The sequence below is a fragment of the Streptomyces sp. NBC_00237 genome (assembly GCF_026342435.1).
In the GTDB taxonomy this organism is placed as follows: Bacteria; Actinomycetota; Actinomycetes; order Streptomycetales; family Streptomycetaceae; genus Streptomyces.
In genome coordinates, this window is the sequence record NZ_JAPEMT010000003.1 from 907027 (window position 1) to 923821 (window position 16795).

A 16795-nucleotide genomic window follows, 5' to 3' on the forward strand; every position below is an offset into this window, starting at 1 on the left:
AGGACGTCGTGGTCGGCGGCCGGGGCTGTGGCAGGCCACGATCGCTGTCCACACCCCGTCCGGGCCTCCGGTTCCAGCCGTACGGTGGTAGGTGCGATTTGCCGCGCCGCCCACCTCGTACGGCTCCTGGACGAGGCGCAACTCCCCGGCCCGGACACCGGCTCGGGATTTCCGCTGGGGCCGAAGCTGTCGGTGACCGCCCTGCACGGCGGCCAGGGCTTCTCGGTGACTCCCTCCCGGTTCGAGCTGAAAGTCGACGTACGCACCACCCCCTCCTTCGACGCGCACGACGCCGAGACGGTGGTCCGCAAGGCGGTCGCCGAACTCGACGCCGACCTGCCCGCTGCCGTACCGACGGAGGTCGTCCCGGTCGCGTTCTGGCCGCCCTTCCACCTTGATGAGGACGAACAGCCCGCCGCCGCACTCCTGCAAGCTGCGGCAGGCGGGCCTCTGCGTCCGGGCGAAAACCGCGGACCCCAGCAACATCGGCAACCTGCTGGCCGGTGAGGGCATCCGGGCGACCGCCGGTTTCGGAGTGGCGTACGAGGGCCTGCACGGGAACGACGAACGCGCCGACCTCGCCGCACTGCCCCAGGTCTACGCCGTCTTCCGGCAGGCCGTCCTTGACCTGCTGACCTCGCGATCCTGATCCTGCTGCACGCCGGAATCGGCGTCCTCGGCGCGGCCACCACCATCGCTGGCTCCGGCTTCGCCCTCGCAGCCAAGACCGGAGTTCCCCGCGGCCGGTAACCCTGCCCCGTCACGTACGGCACCAGGGCACCCTTCCGACAACCCCGGGGTGTCACCACGGAGTGACAATCCGGGGTTGTCGGAGGGCCGGTCCCGGGCGGAGAGCAGGCGCGCCGGCCGGGGTGCCGTCGGGGGTGTTCGGCAGTCAGCGGGGCGCGCGGTGCGATATCTCCATCTCCCGCGAGCGTTTTGCATCAGTGGTGCGGATCGGGCCTGTGCCCAGCGGACGGCGCGCAGTCATGGCGCCATCATCACCGTCCCTCCGCGGTGAAGAGGGCCCTCTCAAGGACGTGCCGGACGGTGGTACCAGCAGGAGGCTTCAAGGTGCAGGGCATTCGACGGGCTGCCAGTCCTCCACTGGCTTGGTCCGGAACAGACCCCGGTAGACACGGCGAGTGAGCACAACCGCGCCCTCGCCGTACTCCTCAAGCTCTTCGAAGGCTTCGGCCTGCGAGTCGTACACGAATTTCTTGCCCTTTGCGTTCTTGATGATCCACTCCCGGTCGGCTGCAACACCGATACCACCTGTCTGCAATGTCCCCACCCCATCAGAAAGATGAACAACCTTACCCGGTGCGACGGCCGCTCGGGCAGCCCGGTGGTATGCGTGCCGGGCCGCTCCTCACGCTGTGAGGAGTTCCGGCCTGCGACGATGCAGTTGAAGGGTGAGAACTGCGGAGCTTGCCCAGTGCCGTGCGAGCCTGCAGGCGCTGACACTTCCGACTGGTACGACCGCCGCACGACTCCCGAGCGCAAGACCCGCGATCTCGTCCGCCAACTCGAACGCCCGGGCAATACCGTCGCGCTGACGCCCGCATCCGCCTGATCCGTTCCTGCCCCGGGACACCGTCCAGCACAGCCACCTGAGCCAACGCCAGCATGCCCGCGAACGCTGGACGTTCCGGCCAGATTTTCGGAGGCGTTGATCGACTTGTGAGGCCGTGACATCTCGCTGGTCAAGCGGGATGCTGCCTGTGTGCGATGACGTGTTGAAGCTGTTGCCGCAGCTGAGGGCTGTGGGATCGCTTCGGCCGAGGAATGCGGGGACACGGTCGTGGCTCGACATCGAAGGCGGGTACGGCCGCCAGGCGTGTCCTCGCCGCCTGGACGATGCGCTCGATGTCGGTTTCGGGGATCCCGTCGACGAAGCCGATGCCCCGCATAGTGCAGGTGCAGCTACTGGTCGGGGATCAGAGACAGGCCGTCGATGCCCTTCAGAGCGGGCTCGGGAGCAAGCCATGAGAACAGGCTCTCTGGCCGGTGAGACCCAGGAGTCTCCACGAGCGGGGATGGGGCTATCGCGGTCGTCACCGTTCCGCCGAAGCGCTGTTGGGGTTGACATATCGCTCAACCCCTTCATCGGTACCAACGTCAACGGCCGCGGTCTGTTACACCGATGGCGGTTGGCCGCGTTCCGGAAGCGGCTATGCCCAGTTGTGCTCGGAAAGCTGACCTGCGTTGTCCAGGTAGCCGCGCAGGCCCGCCTCGGGGTATTCGATGATGTCGTCGGGCAGTTCGTGGACGGTGAACCACTCCAGGGCCATGCACTTGGACGGTTCCTGGTTGACGGGATCACCCTTCCACTCAGTTGCCTCGAAGAAGAAGCCGATCCTGGTCATCGTGTCGTCCTGCCGGTGGTGCACGACCTGGACGAGTCGCAGGTGGTTTGGGGCGACTTCCAGACTGGTCTCCTCGAACAGCTCGCGGGCTGCGCCGGCGCTGATCGTTTCGCCCTCGTCGAGTTTCCCGGAGGGCATGTGCCAGCGTCCCCGTCCGTACGGGCCGCCGCGCTGCGAGAAGAGGATCTTGTCACCGTCGCGCACGATCACGTGCGTGTCGATGACCGGGTGTGCCAGGTCGCTACTCATGATTCCCGGGGGGTTGGCTGGGCTGGTGAGGGAAGCGACGGTATCTGCCGACGCAAGATCGCTTCAGCGATTTGGCCAGCGACCGCCGAAGGAGTGAGCGCCGAGGAGTTGACGCGCAGCACGTTGACGCCGCGCTGTTCCAGGAGGGCCGCGGCCTCTTCGTAGAGAGCCACCAGCTGCTCCAGGACGGTCACAGCGACACCGGGTGCGCGAGCAGTTCGCGTCGCCCGTACTTGACCGTGGCGGCCCGCGGTCCGTACTCCGCGAACACCGTGCCAACCCCTCCCGGTAAGTTCGCTGCCACGTCAGCCGTGTTGTCGGTGCGTGCATCTGTGTGCGCCAGGGCTCGGCTTGTGGCTGCTATTGGCGGCGGATACGTGAAAACGGGACGGTACGACCCGCGGGCCAACTGCCCGCGGCACGACGAGGGAAGGCACATACATGGCACAGGCTCATCGACCGACCGGTACCGACTCCGGGTCCCATGCCTCGAAAACGGCTCCGGGTGCCCCACGGAGCTGGCTCCTCCGGCTGGGCGCGCCGCCCGTCGCGGCGACCGCGCTGACGGCGTCCGTCGCGCTCTACATGACCCTGGTCGTCTTCGGGAACATCACGGATTTCGGGACCAACCAGCAGTTCGTCCAGCACGTCCTGAGCATGGACACCACGTTCAAGGACCCTGACCTGATGTGGCGGGCAGTCGAATCCCCCACCGTTCAGAACGCCGCCTACGTCGCCATCATCGCCTGGGAGTCGCTGGCCGCGTCGGTCCTCCTCACCGCTACCTGGTTCTGGATCACGGGGCTGCGCCGCGACGCGTACGACCGCGCCCGCGCGGCCAGCACCGTGGGCCTGGTCATGATGTTGCTGCTCTTCGGGATGGGCTTCCTCGCTATCGGCGGCGAGTGGTTCGCCATGTGGCAGTCGTCCGACTGGAACGGTCTGGATCCTGCGACCCGCAACGTCGCGCTGGCAGTTTTCACGCTGCTCCTCGTGTACCTGCCCGGGATCCGCCGGGCAGGTACGGCACGGACCTGAAGCCGACCGCGCAGCGGGTGAGGCGGGCGACAAGCACAGAGCCGAGCCCCCGCACAGCTGTCATCTGGTGACGGCGGCTGAGCTGCTCTGTGGGCGGGTCGGTAAGGGCCGCCGCTCGCCGTGCTTGCCCCGAGCAGGGCGACGCTGGCCTGCTCTCAGTGGGCGTTCTGCGAGTGTCAGCGGTTCTCGTAGCTGTCGAAGGCGAGTCGTCCGGGTCTGGGGCTTCACGATCGGCCGGGGATGCGGTGCGCTGATGGGTATGGCTGACAGGAAGCCGTATCTGAGCGATCTGCCGGATGAGGCGTGGGAGCTGATCCGGCCGGTGATCGCCTCTTGGAAGGGGCAGCACCCGTCGGTCAGCGGCCATCAGGGCGGCTATGACCTGCGGGAAATCGTGAATCTGATCCTCTACCAGGCCCGGACCGGTTGCCAGTGGCGCTATCTGCCGCATGACCTGCCGCCCGAAAGCGCGGTGTATTACTACTTCGGCCGGTGGCGCGATGACGGGACCGCCGAGACCCTCCACGACCTGTTGCGCTGGCAGGCCCGGGAGGTGCGCAAACGGCGCGAGGACCCCAACGCGATCGTGATGGACTCGCAGACCGTGCGGGCCTCCGCGAACGCGCCGAAGGAGACGACCGGGCTGGATCCGGGCAAGAGGAGTCCGGACCGGAGAAGAGGCATCGCCACCGACGTGATCGGCCTGGTCATCACCGTGATCGTGGTCGCCGCCAGCGTTCACGACAACGCCATCGGAACCGCCCTGCTGGACAAAGCCGCCGCGAGTGCGCCGACGGTGGCTAAGGCGTGGGTGGACGCCGGGTTCAAGGAGGCTGTCGTGGAGCACGGCGTCCGCCTCGGCATCGACGTGGAGATCGTCCAGCGCGAGCCGGGGTTGAAGGGGTTCACCCCGCAGCCGAAGCGGTGGGTGGTCGAGCAGACGCTCGGCACCCTCGTGCTGCACCGGCGTCTCGCGCGTGACGACGAGACCAGGCCGGCCAGTTCGGTGGCGTGGATCCACTGGTCCACGAGTGATGTCATGCTCCGCCGCCTCACCCGCACCACCACCGTGACCTGGCGCGACCCGCCCGCCCGGCACCGGTACCCCCACCTGGCAGGAGCACCGGTGAAGCATCTCCTGGACAAGATCGAGGCCCGACGGCAGCTGGTACGCGAGACGGCCGGACAGCTGCGTGAGCAGATCCCGCTCCTCACCGAACAACTCGCCGCTGCCGAACACACCCTGGAACGCCTGGACAATACCCGCGAGACGATGCGGGAGCTGGCTGCCGAGGACGGCATCGAGCCGCCCGAGCCGCTGCCGCCCGGCTACCGGAGGGTCCTCGCCGCCTTCGAACAGGCCGGCCACGGACTCCGCGCGAAGGAGATCTGCGGGATGCTCGGCATCGGCACCGAGCCGCGGCACACCGAGAGCGTCCGCGCGAAGCTCAAACGCCTGGTCGACCGCGACATCCTCACCGAACCCGAACCCGAACCCGAACCCGGCCTGTTCACGCTCACCCAGCCATCACCGGCCACCCCAGACACCCACTCAAGCTGAAACCCGACGAAGCGTCTCAGAACGCCCACTGAGAACGAAGATCGGGGGCAACCCGGACATGATTCACCGGGGTCCGTGATCGCTCAGAACCACTCATTTATGAGAAGGACCGAGGCTCTCGGTGTCGGCAATAGTGGCCCATCGGTGTGTGAGCCGGCGGCATGCGTGGACGAGTTCGGGTGGGTGGAGGTCGGTGAGTTCGGTGTCGAAGGTGGCGAGGATGCCGGCAATGCCGGCCCAGGACCAGGCGCCGAGAGTGAGTCGGCAGTACTCGGTGTCGAGGTGTTCCACGACGGAGCCGCCTGGTGCCCAGCGGGCCACGATGTGAGCGGGCAGGTTGAGCCGGGCGGTGCCGGTGCATTGCCAGACGGCGGGGGTGTCGCCGCGGTCGTGGGTGCTCATCACGAAGTGGGCGAGGTCGGGGTGGGGAAGCGCGCGGGCGGCGAAGTACTGCGTGGTGGGGCGGGGGTGCAGTCGATCGACGCGGCGCACTCGCCATTCACTGTCGGTGAGGTCGTAGGCGACCAGATACCACCGGGCGGCCCAGACGACCAGGTGGTGTGGCTCAATGCGGTGGGCGGGCAGGTAGTCGGGGTCACTGGGTTCGGGGCGTGTGCCGTCGGGACGCAGTGTCTCGGTGACGAGGATGTGGCGGTGGCGTACCGCGATTCCGACGGCGGTGAGGGCGGCCGGGTCGATGGGGGGCGCAGGGAACTCCCAGTAGTTCTGTAGCCGAGTCAGGCGCAGGGATTCCATGGATGCCCGCAGCGCAGGGGGCATGACCTGGTGCAGAGCCGCCAGTGCCCGCGCCGCGTCGTCCCCGAGACCGAACATCGTGCTTGGCGCGGTCTGCAGGGCCACCGCGACCGCGAGGGCCTGGTCGTGATCGAACAGCAACGGCGGCAGGGTTCGCCCAGCTCCGAGCCGGTAGCCGCCGTCGGGGCCGTGGATGGTAGCGATCGGGTAGTCGAGCGCGCGCAAAGTTTCGATGTCGCGGCGGACAGTGCGTTCGCTGGTCTTGAGCCGGGTGGCGAGCTCGCGCAGCGACCACGTCCGTCCTGATCCGAGCAGAGACAGCAGCCGCAGCGCCCGGTGTGAGGTGTTCGCCATCGTTCCATCATCACCGGTAGTGGCCACTCGGTGTCCACTACCGGTGTCACGGTGGGTTCTGTTCAGCGAGCAACTGCGGAAAGGACGTTCGGGTATGCGTGTGGTCGTGGTGGGTGGCGGGATCGGCGGGCTTGCCTTGGGAGCAGGGCTGCGTCGCCGGGGGCTTGAGGTGGCGGTATTTGATCGCGACACCGATGTGGCGGCGACGGGCGGCTACCACATCACCCTGGATGAGCGGGCGCAGTCGGCGCTAAAGGATCTGGTGGAACCAAAGATCATGCAGCGGCTGCTGGCATCGGGGTCGGCACTTCGACTGCGCGAGCGCGACGCATTCTGGGATCGCCGCGGCCGGCTGTTGGGCCACGGGCCGGACCTCAGCGCCAGTGCAAGTATCGACATCGATCGGATCACCCTGCGGATGCTGCTGGCCGAGGCCGTCGGAGATGGCCTGCACTTGGGATGCAGCGTGTCCGGCGTCGGCCACGATGACCACGGCGCGCCCCGAGTGCTGTTCACCGACGGGGCGCCGGTCTCGGCGGATCTGGTGGTGGGCGCGGACGGCACCCACTCGGTAGTCGCCCGTCACCTGGCGGGAGGCCCGACCAACAGCCCGGCGGGCGTCATCGGGTTCTCCGGCCGCACCCTCCGGCGAGACCTCAGCCCCGGCGAGCATCAGCGACTTGGGCCACGATCGGGGCTGGCGTTCGGCCCGCGCGGAGCAGCGCTCTACGTCGGCTTCCTCGACCCGGTCGGCAATACCGCGCTCGACGCTCCAGAGTTGCGGATGTCGGTCACCACCGGACCCACCTACATCTGGGGCGCCATGTTCCCCGAATCCACCAGCACCGATTCCCTGCGCAACCTGCGTGGCGGCGAACTGCAGGCCGCGCTGATCGGCCGATTCCGCGAGCGGGGCTGGGCCGACCACACACTTGAGGTCATCGCCCAAGCCGACCCGCGCAGCGTGGCCGCATTCCGCTTCAACGCCGCCTCCACCCGCGCGGAAGATCTCGCGCCCTGGCCTGCGGGCTGTATCACCGCGCTGGGCGACGCTGTCCACGCCACACCGCCCACCGCCGGAATGGGAGCGGGCGCGGCCATCCGCGACGCAGCCAGCCTGCTCACGTACGTCAGCGCCGCCGCCGACGGCACCGCCACCCTCACCGACGCCGTGGCCCATTTCGAGGCCGGCATGCGCCAGCGCGGCAGCGAAGTCGTCACCCTGGCCATGAAGACCGTCCGGTGGATCCTGGCCACCGACACCACACTCGGCGCCGCAGCCACCGTCATGAGCACCCCGATTCTGGCCGCAGCCGCCCGGCTACGTCACTGACGAGCCGCGCGACGCCCGTGTCCCGCACTCAGAACAAGGGGTCGCGCACGGGCCCGACGACCGGACTACTGCTCCCGCTGGTGCAACACCCGCTCCCACACGCTCCGCGCCAACGGCTGGCTCCCCCCACGCGCTGCCCTGCCACTCGACCAGACGGAGTGAGCGGACACGCGCTGAGATACGAGAGCGGCACTCCTCACCCGGCACCCCTGGCCCGGAGTCGGCGTCAGCGCACCGCGTACGTGCCGACCCGGTAGCGGGCGGTGTGCCGCTCCAGTTGCGCGCGCTGTCGGCGTACGGGGTTATCTGGCCAGCCCGGTACGCGCGAACGTCCTCGGCTTCGGGGCCGCCGCATGGCCGGGGCCGGCCGATAGCCAGCCAGCCTCGGGACAGGGCGATCGGTCCAGGGTGGGGCGAAGCCCCATCGCGCAGCGACGCCCGTAGGGCGCCCTTGACGGATCGTCGTGTCCCGCACCCTGGGAAGTCGGGTGGCCCCGGCTTCACGACCTGCGCACGACCACCTTCAGGGTGGGGACGTATCGCTGTACCTCACTGGCCACGTAACTGTGTACGCCGACACGCGCACGCCCGGGTCGCGGAGGCGGAGCTCTTTCACGTGCAGCAGCGGGTTCTCCTCGCCGGTCGGCGGGCCCGGTGGCAGCAGCCCTTCGGACACCACCGACGCCGAATGGGCACTGATCGAACCACTGTTACCGCCTCCCACCCGCGAGACCCCGCGCGGCGGCCGGCCGGAGAAGCACCCGCGCCGAGAGATCGTTGACGCGCTCCGCTACGTCGTGGACACCGGCCAATGCCGTTGCTTGCGTCATACAGCGACTCGAGGTTGCAGCGTAAGGACCTTTGCCGGGACCCGGCGGGTCGGGCGGCGGGCCTGTCCGTTCTCGCGGTAGGAGTACTTCAAGACCGGGCGCTTGACGAAGCGGTCGGCCTCCCGCATTCGCCGGACCCCGTTGTCGAGTTTGCGGTGCACCTTCGCAGCCATCGCCGTCAGGAACTGCTTGACCTGCAAAGCCGTCTGCGCGCACTGGCGGATGACACTGCGTCGCACATGCTTGAGGACCTTGATGAAAGAGATACGATCCGGGTCGATCCGCTCGTTTTCGGCGAGTCTCATGATGATCCGCGTCAGGCAGTGGTGCACCGCCAGGTGCGCCCACACTTCCTGCCGCACCAACTCCGGATCAGCCGATCGCAAGATCTGTTTGGGCCCCCGCTGGAATGTCTTGATCTGCCTGAATGCAGATTCGCTTTCCCACCTCTCGTGGTAGAGAGCGGACAGCTCTGCGGCAGGCCAGGCATCGGGATCGAGTAGATCGGTCAGCAATCTGATCGTTTCGCCCCCGTCGATCCGGTAGTCGATTACGCGTACGGTCACTCCACCGGGATGCGACCGCCGCTGACCGGCCAGGTTCATCTTGGTCAGGTAGGTCCCATCGGCCAGGACCTGCATGGGCTTCGCGGCGATGAACGTGCGAGCCCTGATCAGTAGATGGGCTCCGGCCTGCGTATACGCCTTCCACAGCGCCACTCCGGGAAATGCCCGGTCCATGAGCACCAACATGCCGGTCGCTCCGGCGGCCATCGCGGTGGCCATCTCCGGCTCCCCGGTGCGGACCCCGCCCACCCGCGCATCGATCGAGGCGTGCGTGCCGGTCTCGGTCAGAGTCACCGCTCTGGCCTGGGGAAACCCAGCAGGCCGTCCCTTGTTGTCCACCGGTCCGCCGAAAGTCGCCCGGTTGACCGGCGTATCGGGTACATCGAAGACGAAGCCGTCCACCGCGGCCACCCGCATTCCGCGGTAGAAGGCTCCTGCCAGGTCGGCCGGGGCCACGGGCCCGGCCAGGGAGCGGAAGAGCGCTTCCAGCGGCCGTGGGCCCAGCCTCTGCCGGGCGCGGGTGAAGGAGGACTTGTTCGGGATCGTCTCGTCCATCCCGTCCAGAGCTCCCACCAGGTTCTCCGCGACGTCGTCGTAGGAGTCCTGCTGGAACAGGGCCAGAGCGAGGGCGAAGTAGACTGTGAACCTGGCGGGCAGTGCGCCTAACTTCCTGTCCCGGACGCCGCACTCGGTGAGGACCTCGTCCACCAGCTCGACGGGCACCCACTCGGTGAGCACCCCCAGCCGGACCTCGTCTGATAACCCGGTCCATGGATGCATGTCCACCATCGTGCTCGTACGCCCGCGATCGTGAAACGGTGATTGCACGCCACAAGCAACGGTATTGGGACACCGGCTGCAAATGGCGGGCCCTGCCCTCAGGCTTCCCGCCCTGGCGAACCGTCTGGGGCTTCATGGCCAGGTGGGCGGCCTGCGGAGTCGTCGGGCAGATCCGCGATGCCGTAGCCGCGTGATTCGCGGGTGACGGTCGAGGCAGCTTTAACGGACTGCGAATGGACGATCGTGGCGAGCACCCGGGACCCTTTGCCCAGATCACGCCGGATGCGGGCGGAGAGCTCAACGGCCTTGGCGCATGAAGCACCCCCGGGAAGTCGTGGCGGGCCCGGACGACGAAGCCGTCCGGGCCCGCGCGGTCAGGTGTGGCTGATCGGGTCGATGCATTCGGTACGACAACAGCTTCTTACGGAGGCGGCCGTCACGGGGCTCCCGAACTGTGCTCATGATCTTGAGCGTAGGTGTGCCGAGAGGTCGAGAGCTTGCTTCCGGGAGGAGGGGGCTTGCTCTTCGTGCGGGGCGGGCCCGCCCCTGTTCGCGACCTTTGCTTGGCAGTCAGCCCCTTTCGCAGCTAACGCGTCGTGAAGTTGCTGCATACGTGCACATTTGCCATTTTAAGGATTTATTCACTTTAGCCACGGTGACTCTAGGTGATGTTCGACAGTCCTTCGTAACATCATGTGAGGAACCGTCATGGAGTGGGCTCCCCAAGAGGAGAGGCGATCTCTGCGTTCGCCTGCGTGGGTGCGGTGGTCGGCGCGTACAGCACTGAGTCTTGCTGTGACGCTGGCGGGGGAGTGCGCCATCATGACGGGCGCGGGCGCGGTCCCTTTGCTTGGCCCGGCGCAGGCGGCCGCGACGGCAGTACCTCTCGTGGGGAAGGATCAAGGGCCTGCTGAGGCACCCGATGAGGCGTCGGCGGCGCTGACGGCCCGGTTGCAGAACCGCCGTATTGAAGTGCTGTCGCAGCGAACCGAGTTCGCCACGGTGTGGGCCAACCCCGATGGGACCCGCTCGGTGGAGCAGTCGGCGGGTCCGCTGCGCTTCCGTGCCAAGGGCCAGTGGCAGGACATCGACACCCGCCTCGTCGAAGGAGCTGACGGGTCTCTGCATCCCGCCGCTCACCCCTTGGACATGCGGCTGGCGGGCCCAGGCGAGGATCAGGAACTCGTCTCGCTGGGTGAAGGCTCCCGGCGACTGGCCCTCGGCTGGGAGGGAACGCTGCCCAAGCCCGTCGTGACCGGGGACCGCGCGGTCTACCCCTCAGTCCGTCCGGGACTGGACCTCGCACTGGAGGTCTCCCGCACCGGCGTCGAGGAAACCTTCATCGCCCACAACCGCAAAGCCGTACGGGAGTTGGAACAACTCGACGTGCCGCTGCGGGCACGCGGAGGCAAGCTAAAGGAGGGCCAGGACGGCCAGGAGCTCGTCGACGGGACCGGCCGGGTGGTCGCCACGATGGGCGAGGCGACTCTGTGGGACAACGAGTTCGACAAGCGGTCCGGCGACCCCGAAGACGTCGAGGAAGTCGACTCCCAGGCGAAGCCCACGGGCGACGGTGTCGAGCTGAGTTACGACGTGAGCACCGCATTCCTGGCCGACGCCGACACGAAGTATCCCCTCACCCTTGACCCGGCGATCAGCTTCGGGCCCGCCTTCGATGCGTTCGTGCAGCAGGGTTACACCACGGACCAGTCCCGTGCCGAGGAACTGAAGTGGGGCAACAACGGCTCCGGCCAGGTCGCCCGCTCCTATCTGGGCTTCGACACCGGCAAGGTGAAAGGCCGTCAGATCCTGTCGGCGAAGCTGAGCCTGTTCAACCACCACTCCTGGTCCTGCCAGGACCGTGGCTGGGACGTGTGGTGGACAGGCCCCGCAGGCACCGGTGCCCGGTGGACGAACCAGCCGCGCTGGATCAGCAAGTTCCACTCCTCGACCGAGACCCGTGGCCCGTCCCCGTGCAATCCGGGCTGGATCAGTTCGGACGTCACCACCCTGATGCGGCAGTTCGTGGGGTGGAAGGACAACGTCCGCCACTACCTCGGCATCCAGGCCGCCAACGAGAACGACCCCTACGGCTGGAAGCGCGTCTCCTCCGCCGAAGGACCCCGGCCGCCCGTACTGGCAGTCACCTACAACACCGTCCCTGAAACTCCGGCCACCCCAGCCGTCAGCCCATCGCGCACCGACTCCGTAGGCACCTTCATCCCGACCACCACCCCCACCTTCTCGGTGACTCCGCGGGACGCGGACGGCGGAAATCTGACCGTCCAGTGGGAGGTGTGGGAATACGGGGGCAAGCAGCCGATCGTCTCGGGCCAGTCCCGCGGCCCCGCGGGACGTGCCCAGAGCTGGAAGGTGCCTGCTGGCCACCTGAAGGAGCGCGGCCGCTACTCGATCCGCGCCCGGGTCTGGGACGGACACGCCTGGTCCGGCTGGTGCAGCCCCTGGCGACAGGTCTACTCCGTCCTGACCGCACCGCCCGGCCCACCCAACCTGTCCTCCACCGACTACCCCCAGAACACCTGGGGCGGAACCAGCGACGGCAAGGGCAACTTCACCGGCACCATCAACGCCACCCCGGTCAGTGCCTTCACCCGCACCGTGATCTGGCGCGTCGACAACCAGCCGTGGCGCGAAACCCCATGGAAACTCACCGTCCCTCTCAACATCACTGTCCGCCCCGGAGCCCACACCCTCCAGGCCAAGACCCGCAACGCATCCGGTCTGGAGTCGGCGGCCGCGTCGTACTCCTTCCTCGCCGGACAGGGCGCTGCACTGCAGTCGCCCGGGCAGGGAGCTCGCTCGGCCAAGCGCACGGTGCTGGCATCCCGGGGCTCCGAGAGCGATACCGCGGTGCGGTACCAGTGGCGGCGCGGCGAAGCCGACACCTGGAAGGACGTACCCGTCGAGCACGTCCGTCTCGCACAAGGCGGGGCCGCTGTGGCCTGGCCGCAGTCCGCGCCCCAGGGCAAACCGGCAGACCTCGTCTGGAACATCTCCGGAACTCTCGGCGACAACGGAAGTGTCCAGGTCCGAGCCGTCTTCACGGGGGGCCAGGCGAACGCCTCCCGGCTGACGCCCGAGCATGACGTGACCCTGGACCGGGACGCGGGGCAGGCCCCGAGCGAGAACATCGGCCCGGGCGCGGTGAACTTGCTCACCGGCAACTTCACTCTCTCCGACACCGACGCCTCCGTGTGGGACATGACCGTCACTCGTACCCTGGCCTCCCGGCGGCCCAGCGCGGACCTCCAGCACCAGGGCTTCGCCCCGGTCTTCGGCCCGGGCTGGCTCCCCGGGACGGTCTCGGACATCACTGAGTCGGAATTCACCGCTATCCGCAAGACCTCTTCCACCTCCGTCGAAGTGAACCTGGCCGACGAGGACGGCATCGCCGGGATCGCTTTCAACGCCGCGCCTGGTGGCACGTGGCAACCCGAGCCGGGTGCTGAGGAATACGCCCTCGCCGGCTCTTTGACCGGCAATTTCACCCTGACCGACTCCGACGGCACCGTTACCACCTTCACCAACGCCGCCAGTGGCGATACCTGGCAGGTCGCCACGACCTACCTTCCCGAGGCCAATTCAGCCACCCGCCAGACCTACGAGAAGGCCGTCGTCGGCGGAAGGGCGCTTGTCCGCCCCAAGTACGTCATCGCCCCGACGTCGGCCGTGTCCCAGGCCAGCTGTGAAACCGCACCCGCCACTGTGGGCTGCCGAGTCCTGGAGTACGTCTACGCCCCAGCCACCACCGCGACTGCGGGAACGGCTGGTGACGTTGCGGGCCAGGTCAAGGAAATCCGGCTGTGGGCCACCAACCCCGGTGCCAAGGCAGCGGCGCCCAGCACGGTCTCGGCCTACACGTACGACAGCCGCAGCCGTCTTGTACAGCAGTGGGACCCCCGCATCACGCCTGCGGTCATCACCCGCTACAGCTACGACGACACCGGCCGTGTGACCGCTCACCAGACCGGCACTGATCTGCCCTGGACCATGGTTTACGGGAAGATCGGGACCTCCCCCGAGAGCGGCGAGGGCATGCTTCAGTTGGTCCGCCGCGCAGCCCTCAAACCCGGCACCCGCAACGAGACCGACGGCACCGGGCAGACCACCGTCGTCTACGACGTCCCTCTTACGGGCGACAACGCCCCGTACTCCATGGGACACGAAGACGTGGCGGCGTGGAATCAGAGCGACGCCCCCACCGACGCCACCGCACTCTTCCCCGCTGACGCCGTGCCCGCATCCAGCGACGGCACCGCATTGGCCAAGGAGGACTACCGACGCGCTGTCCTCACCTACGTCAATGCCTCGGGCCGATCGGTCAACACCGTGAACCCCGCGGGAGGGATCACCACAGCCCAGTACGACCACTACGGCAATACCGTCTGGCAACTGACAGCCGTCAATCGCGCGCTCGCCCTCGGCCAGGAACCCGGGAGCGAGGAACGGCTCGACGCCCTCGAGCTGAGTACGGTCGCCCCAGGAGAGCGTGCCGACCTGCTGGCCACCGTCGACACCTTCAGCGAAGACGGACAGCGCAATACCGACACCCGCCAGCCCCTGCGCTCCTCCCTGATCAAGGGATCACCGGATCCCGTTCCCGCCCGCACATGGACACACCGGGAGTTCGACCAGAACAGGCCCGACAACGGCAGCGCCAAGGCCCAGGACCTGGTCACCACCGAGACCATCGGCGCTGAACTCCAGGGCCGGCCCGACGAGGCCGTCGACGTACGCACCACCAGCACGACATACGACTGGACGTTGGGCCTGCCCACGGCCACCGTCGACGATCCAGCGGGCCTGGCCCTGACGTCCACCACCTCTTACGACAGCCAGGGCCGGATCGTCAAGGGCACCAGGCCGGCGTCGAACGGGCACGATGCGGGCACCATGCTCAACCGGTACTGGACGGCTACCGGATCCGGCGAGTGCGCCGGTCGTCCCGAGTGGGCCGACCTCGCGTGCAGCACCCGGGCGGCTTCCGCCGCGGACGGAGGAGATGAGCGGGAACTTCCCACGAGCACCACCGAATACGAACGCCACGGCCACCAGTCGAAGGTGACAGACACTGCCAACGGCGCCACCCGCACCACGGTCACCACCCATGATCCCGCCGGACGCGTCGTGCGTACCAGCGTGCCCACCGCCTTCGGCACACCGCTGCAGGATGTGATCACCGAATACGATCGGGACACCGGCCGGTCCATTGTGCAGCGATTCCTGAGCGGGGCGGCACTGCGAACCGACTACGACGACCTCGGCCGGGCCATCGGCTACACGGACGGGCATGGGGCAGTCACCCTCACGCGCTACGACAACCTCGACAGGCCCATCGAGGTAAGCGACCCCTCCGGAACACGCAGTTACACCTATGACCTGGGTGTCGATCCCAGGGGCATTCCGACGGCGGTCACCGACAGCCGTTCGGGGACCATCAGCGGTCGCTACGACCTCGACGGCACCCTTGTCGAACAACAGCTGCCGGGCGACATCACTGTCGCCGACACGTTCGACACCACAGGAGACACCGGCACCCGAACCGTCGTCCGCGGCAGGGACGAGGAAGCGATCACGCTCCTCGCGGACAGCCAGACCAGTAACGCGCAAGGCCAATGGGCTGCCCGTACCGCCGTGGATGCCTCACACGCGTACGCCTATGACCAGACGGGGCGCCTGGTCCAGCACGACGTGCGAGCAGGGCAGGACGAGCCGTGCACCCGCACCAGCTACAGACTCGACCGCAACAGCAACCGCACGGCCAGGACCCTCCAGGCCGCAGACGCCGAGGAAGGCTGCGGGGCGGGGGTCTCTGCCGTGCAGACCTCCCACTATGACAGCGCTGACCGACTGCAGGACCGCGGCTACACCTACGATGCCTTCGGCCGCACTCTCACCACTGGCGAGGGCACTCGAACCAGCTACTACACCGACGATGTGGTCCGGGAGCAGACACACGGAGACCACCGCACCACGTGGACCCTCGACCCCGACGGCCGCCGCGACACCCACATTGTCGAGACCCGCACAGATGGTGCCTGGGGCAACACCAACACGGTCACCGACCACTTCGACGGCTCCGGCGACGAGCCGCTGTGGTCCGAAACCGGCACCACGCGCACCCGCTACGTGGAAGACCTCGCAGGTAACCTCATCGCCACCGTCACCGGTACCCGTACCGAGTGGCAGCTCACCGACCTCCACGACGACGTCGTCACCGCCGTAACCCCGGCCGGAGAAGCACGGGTTCATGCCTATGACCCCTTCGGAATCCCCGCAGCCGGAACGCCTGCCACTCCGTACGGCTACCTCGGCGGCAAGCAGCGTTCCAACGAAACCCCGAGCGGCCACATCCTCATGGGTGTCCGCCTCTACAACCCGACGACGGGTCGCTTCCTGCAAGTGGACCCGGTCACCGGCGGCAGTGCCAATGACTACGACTACGCCTACGGCGACCCTGTCAACAAGAGGGACCTCGACGGAACGATTTGCTTCATCGGGAGGAATCCCAACGGCTCATGCCGTGGCAGCAGGCAGGTAAAGAGCGCCGGCCGCTGGGTCAACCGAAACAAGATGAACATCGTCGCCTGGGGCTCCATGGCGATTCCCGGACTGGGCGCTGTCGGTATGGCGTACCGGGCCTACCGCGTCGTGAGAGTCGCCTCCGCCACCCGCAAGATGGACGGCGGAATGAGGACGACCCGCACCACTTCTCGCGTCGCCGGTCGCATCTGGACAGGACGCGGTTCACGGAAGACCGCAGTGGGGCGCATCAGTGCCAACCGTCAACGTCAGTGGCGCGCTCCCTCCTACAAGCCGGGGCGCAAGGGATGGCAGTCCAACTTCGAATCGCGAAGCCGAGGGAAGGGAGCCTGGAAGAACAATTATCACGTCAACCACCGGCGCCCGTTCTTCAGGATCTTCAGGAGGTGAGCCCC

The 16795-nt window shown here is 67.7% G+C and carries 8 protein-coding genes and 4 pseudogenes; 7 read left to right on the forward strand and 5 right to left on the reverse strand.

What is annotated here, in order from left to right; genetic code table 11:
• Positions 1–84 precede the first annotated feature (84 nt).
• On the forward strand, positions 85–507 hold the full coding sequence (locus OG897_RS40860; RefSeq protein ID WP_323188118.1) for a peptidase dimerization domain-containing protein: 423 nt from the start codon (positions 85–87) through the stop codon (positions 505–507).
• 562 nt (positions 508–1069) lie between these two features.
• Here the strand turns inward: OG897_RS40860 and OG897_RS30715 are convergent.
• Together OG897_RS30715 and OG897_RS30720 are read right to left on the reverse strand one after the other, a co-directional pair.
• On the reverse strand, positions 1070–1294 hold the full coding sequence (locus tag OG897_RS30715; protein ID WP_266661875.1) for a hypothetical protein: 225 nt from the start codon (positions 1292–1294) through the stop codon (positions 1070–1072).
• An 880-nt stretch (positions 1295–2174) separates the two neighbouring features.
• Entirely contained in the window at positions 2175–2618 is a 444-nt protein-coding gene (locus tag OG897_RS30720; RefSeq protein ID WP_266661877.1) for an NUDIX domain-containing protein, read from the reverse strand.
• Between the two features lie 441 nt (positions 2619–3059).
• Between OG897_RS30720 and OG897_RS30725 the strand changes: the two genes are divergently transcribed.
• Complete coding sequence (locus tag OG897_RS30725; RefSeq protein WP_266661879.1) at positions 3060–3656, forward strand: DUF2165 domain-containing protein; 597 nt, start codon at positions 3060–3062, stop codon at positions 3654–3656.
• A gap of 259 nt (positions 3657–3915) precedes the next feature.
• Positions 3916–4740, forward strand: a pseudogene (locus tag OG897_RS30730) (IS5 family transposase); the annotation flags it as partial.
• 570 nt (positions 4741–5310) lie between these two features.
• Here OG897_RS30730 and OG897_RS30735 read toward each other — a convergent pair.
• A complete protein-coding gene (locus OG897_RS30735) occupies positions 5311–6327 on the reverse strand; it encodes a YafY family protein (protein ID WP_266661881.1) in 1017 nt (338 codons plus the stop codon).
• A 94-nt stretch (positions 6328–6421) separates the two neighbouring features.
• On the opposite strand from OG897_RS30735, the gene OG897_RS30740 reads away from it, so the two are divergent.
• Both OG897_RS30740 and OG897_RS30745 read left to right on the forward strand, forming a co-directional pair.
• Positions 6422–7660 (forward strand): NAD(P)/FAD-dependent oxidoreductase, encoded by a 1239-nt coding sequence (locus tag OG897_RS30740; RefSeq protein ID WP_266661883.1) that lies wholly within the window; start codon positions 6422–6424, stop codon positions 7658–7660.
• A gap of 665 nt (positions 7661–8325) precedes the next feature.
• Positions 8326–8457 (forward strand): annotated as a pseudogene (locus OG897_RS30745) (transposase); the annotation flags it as partial.
• 29 nt (positions 8458–8486) lie between these two features.
• Here OG897_RS30745 and OG897_RS30750 read toward each other — a convergent pair.
• Positions 8487–9836 (reverse strand): IS4 family transposase, encoded by a 1350-nt coding sequence (locus OG897_RS30750; RefSeq protein ID WP_266661885.1) that lies wholly within the window; start codon positions 9834–9836, stop codon positions 8487–8489.
• Between the two features lie 59 nt (positions 9837–9895).
• On the opposite strand from OG897_RS30750, the pseudogene OG897_RS30755 reads away from it, so the two are divergent.
• A pseudogene (locus tag OG897_RS30755) lies at positions 9896–10024 on the forward strand (transposase); the annotation flags it as partial.
• Here OG897_RS30755 and OG897_RS30760 read toward each other — a convergent pair.
• A pseudogene (locus OG897_RS30760) lies at positions 10019–10132 on the reverse strand (IS5/IS1182 family transposase); the annotation flags it as partial. The pseudogenes OG897_RS30755 and OG897_RS30760 sit on opposite strands and share 6 nt — an antisense overlap.
• A gap of 592 nt (positions 10133–10724) precedes the next feature.
• Between OG897_RS30760 and OG897_RS30765 the strand changes: the two are divergent.
• The gene (locus tag OG897_RS30765) at positions 10725–16790 is read left to right on the forward strand and encodes a DNRLRE domain-containing protein (RefSeq protein WP_266661887.1); all 6066 of its coding nucleotides are present in this window, start codon (positions 10725–10727) and stop codon (positions 16788–16790) included.
• Positions 16791–16795: the final 5 nt, after the last annotated feature.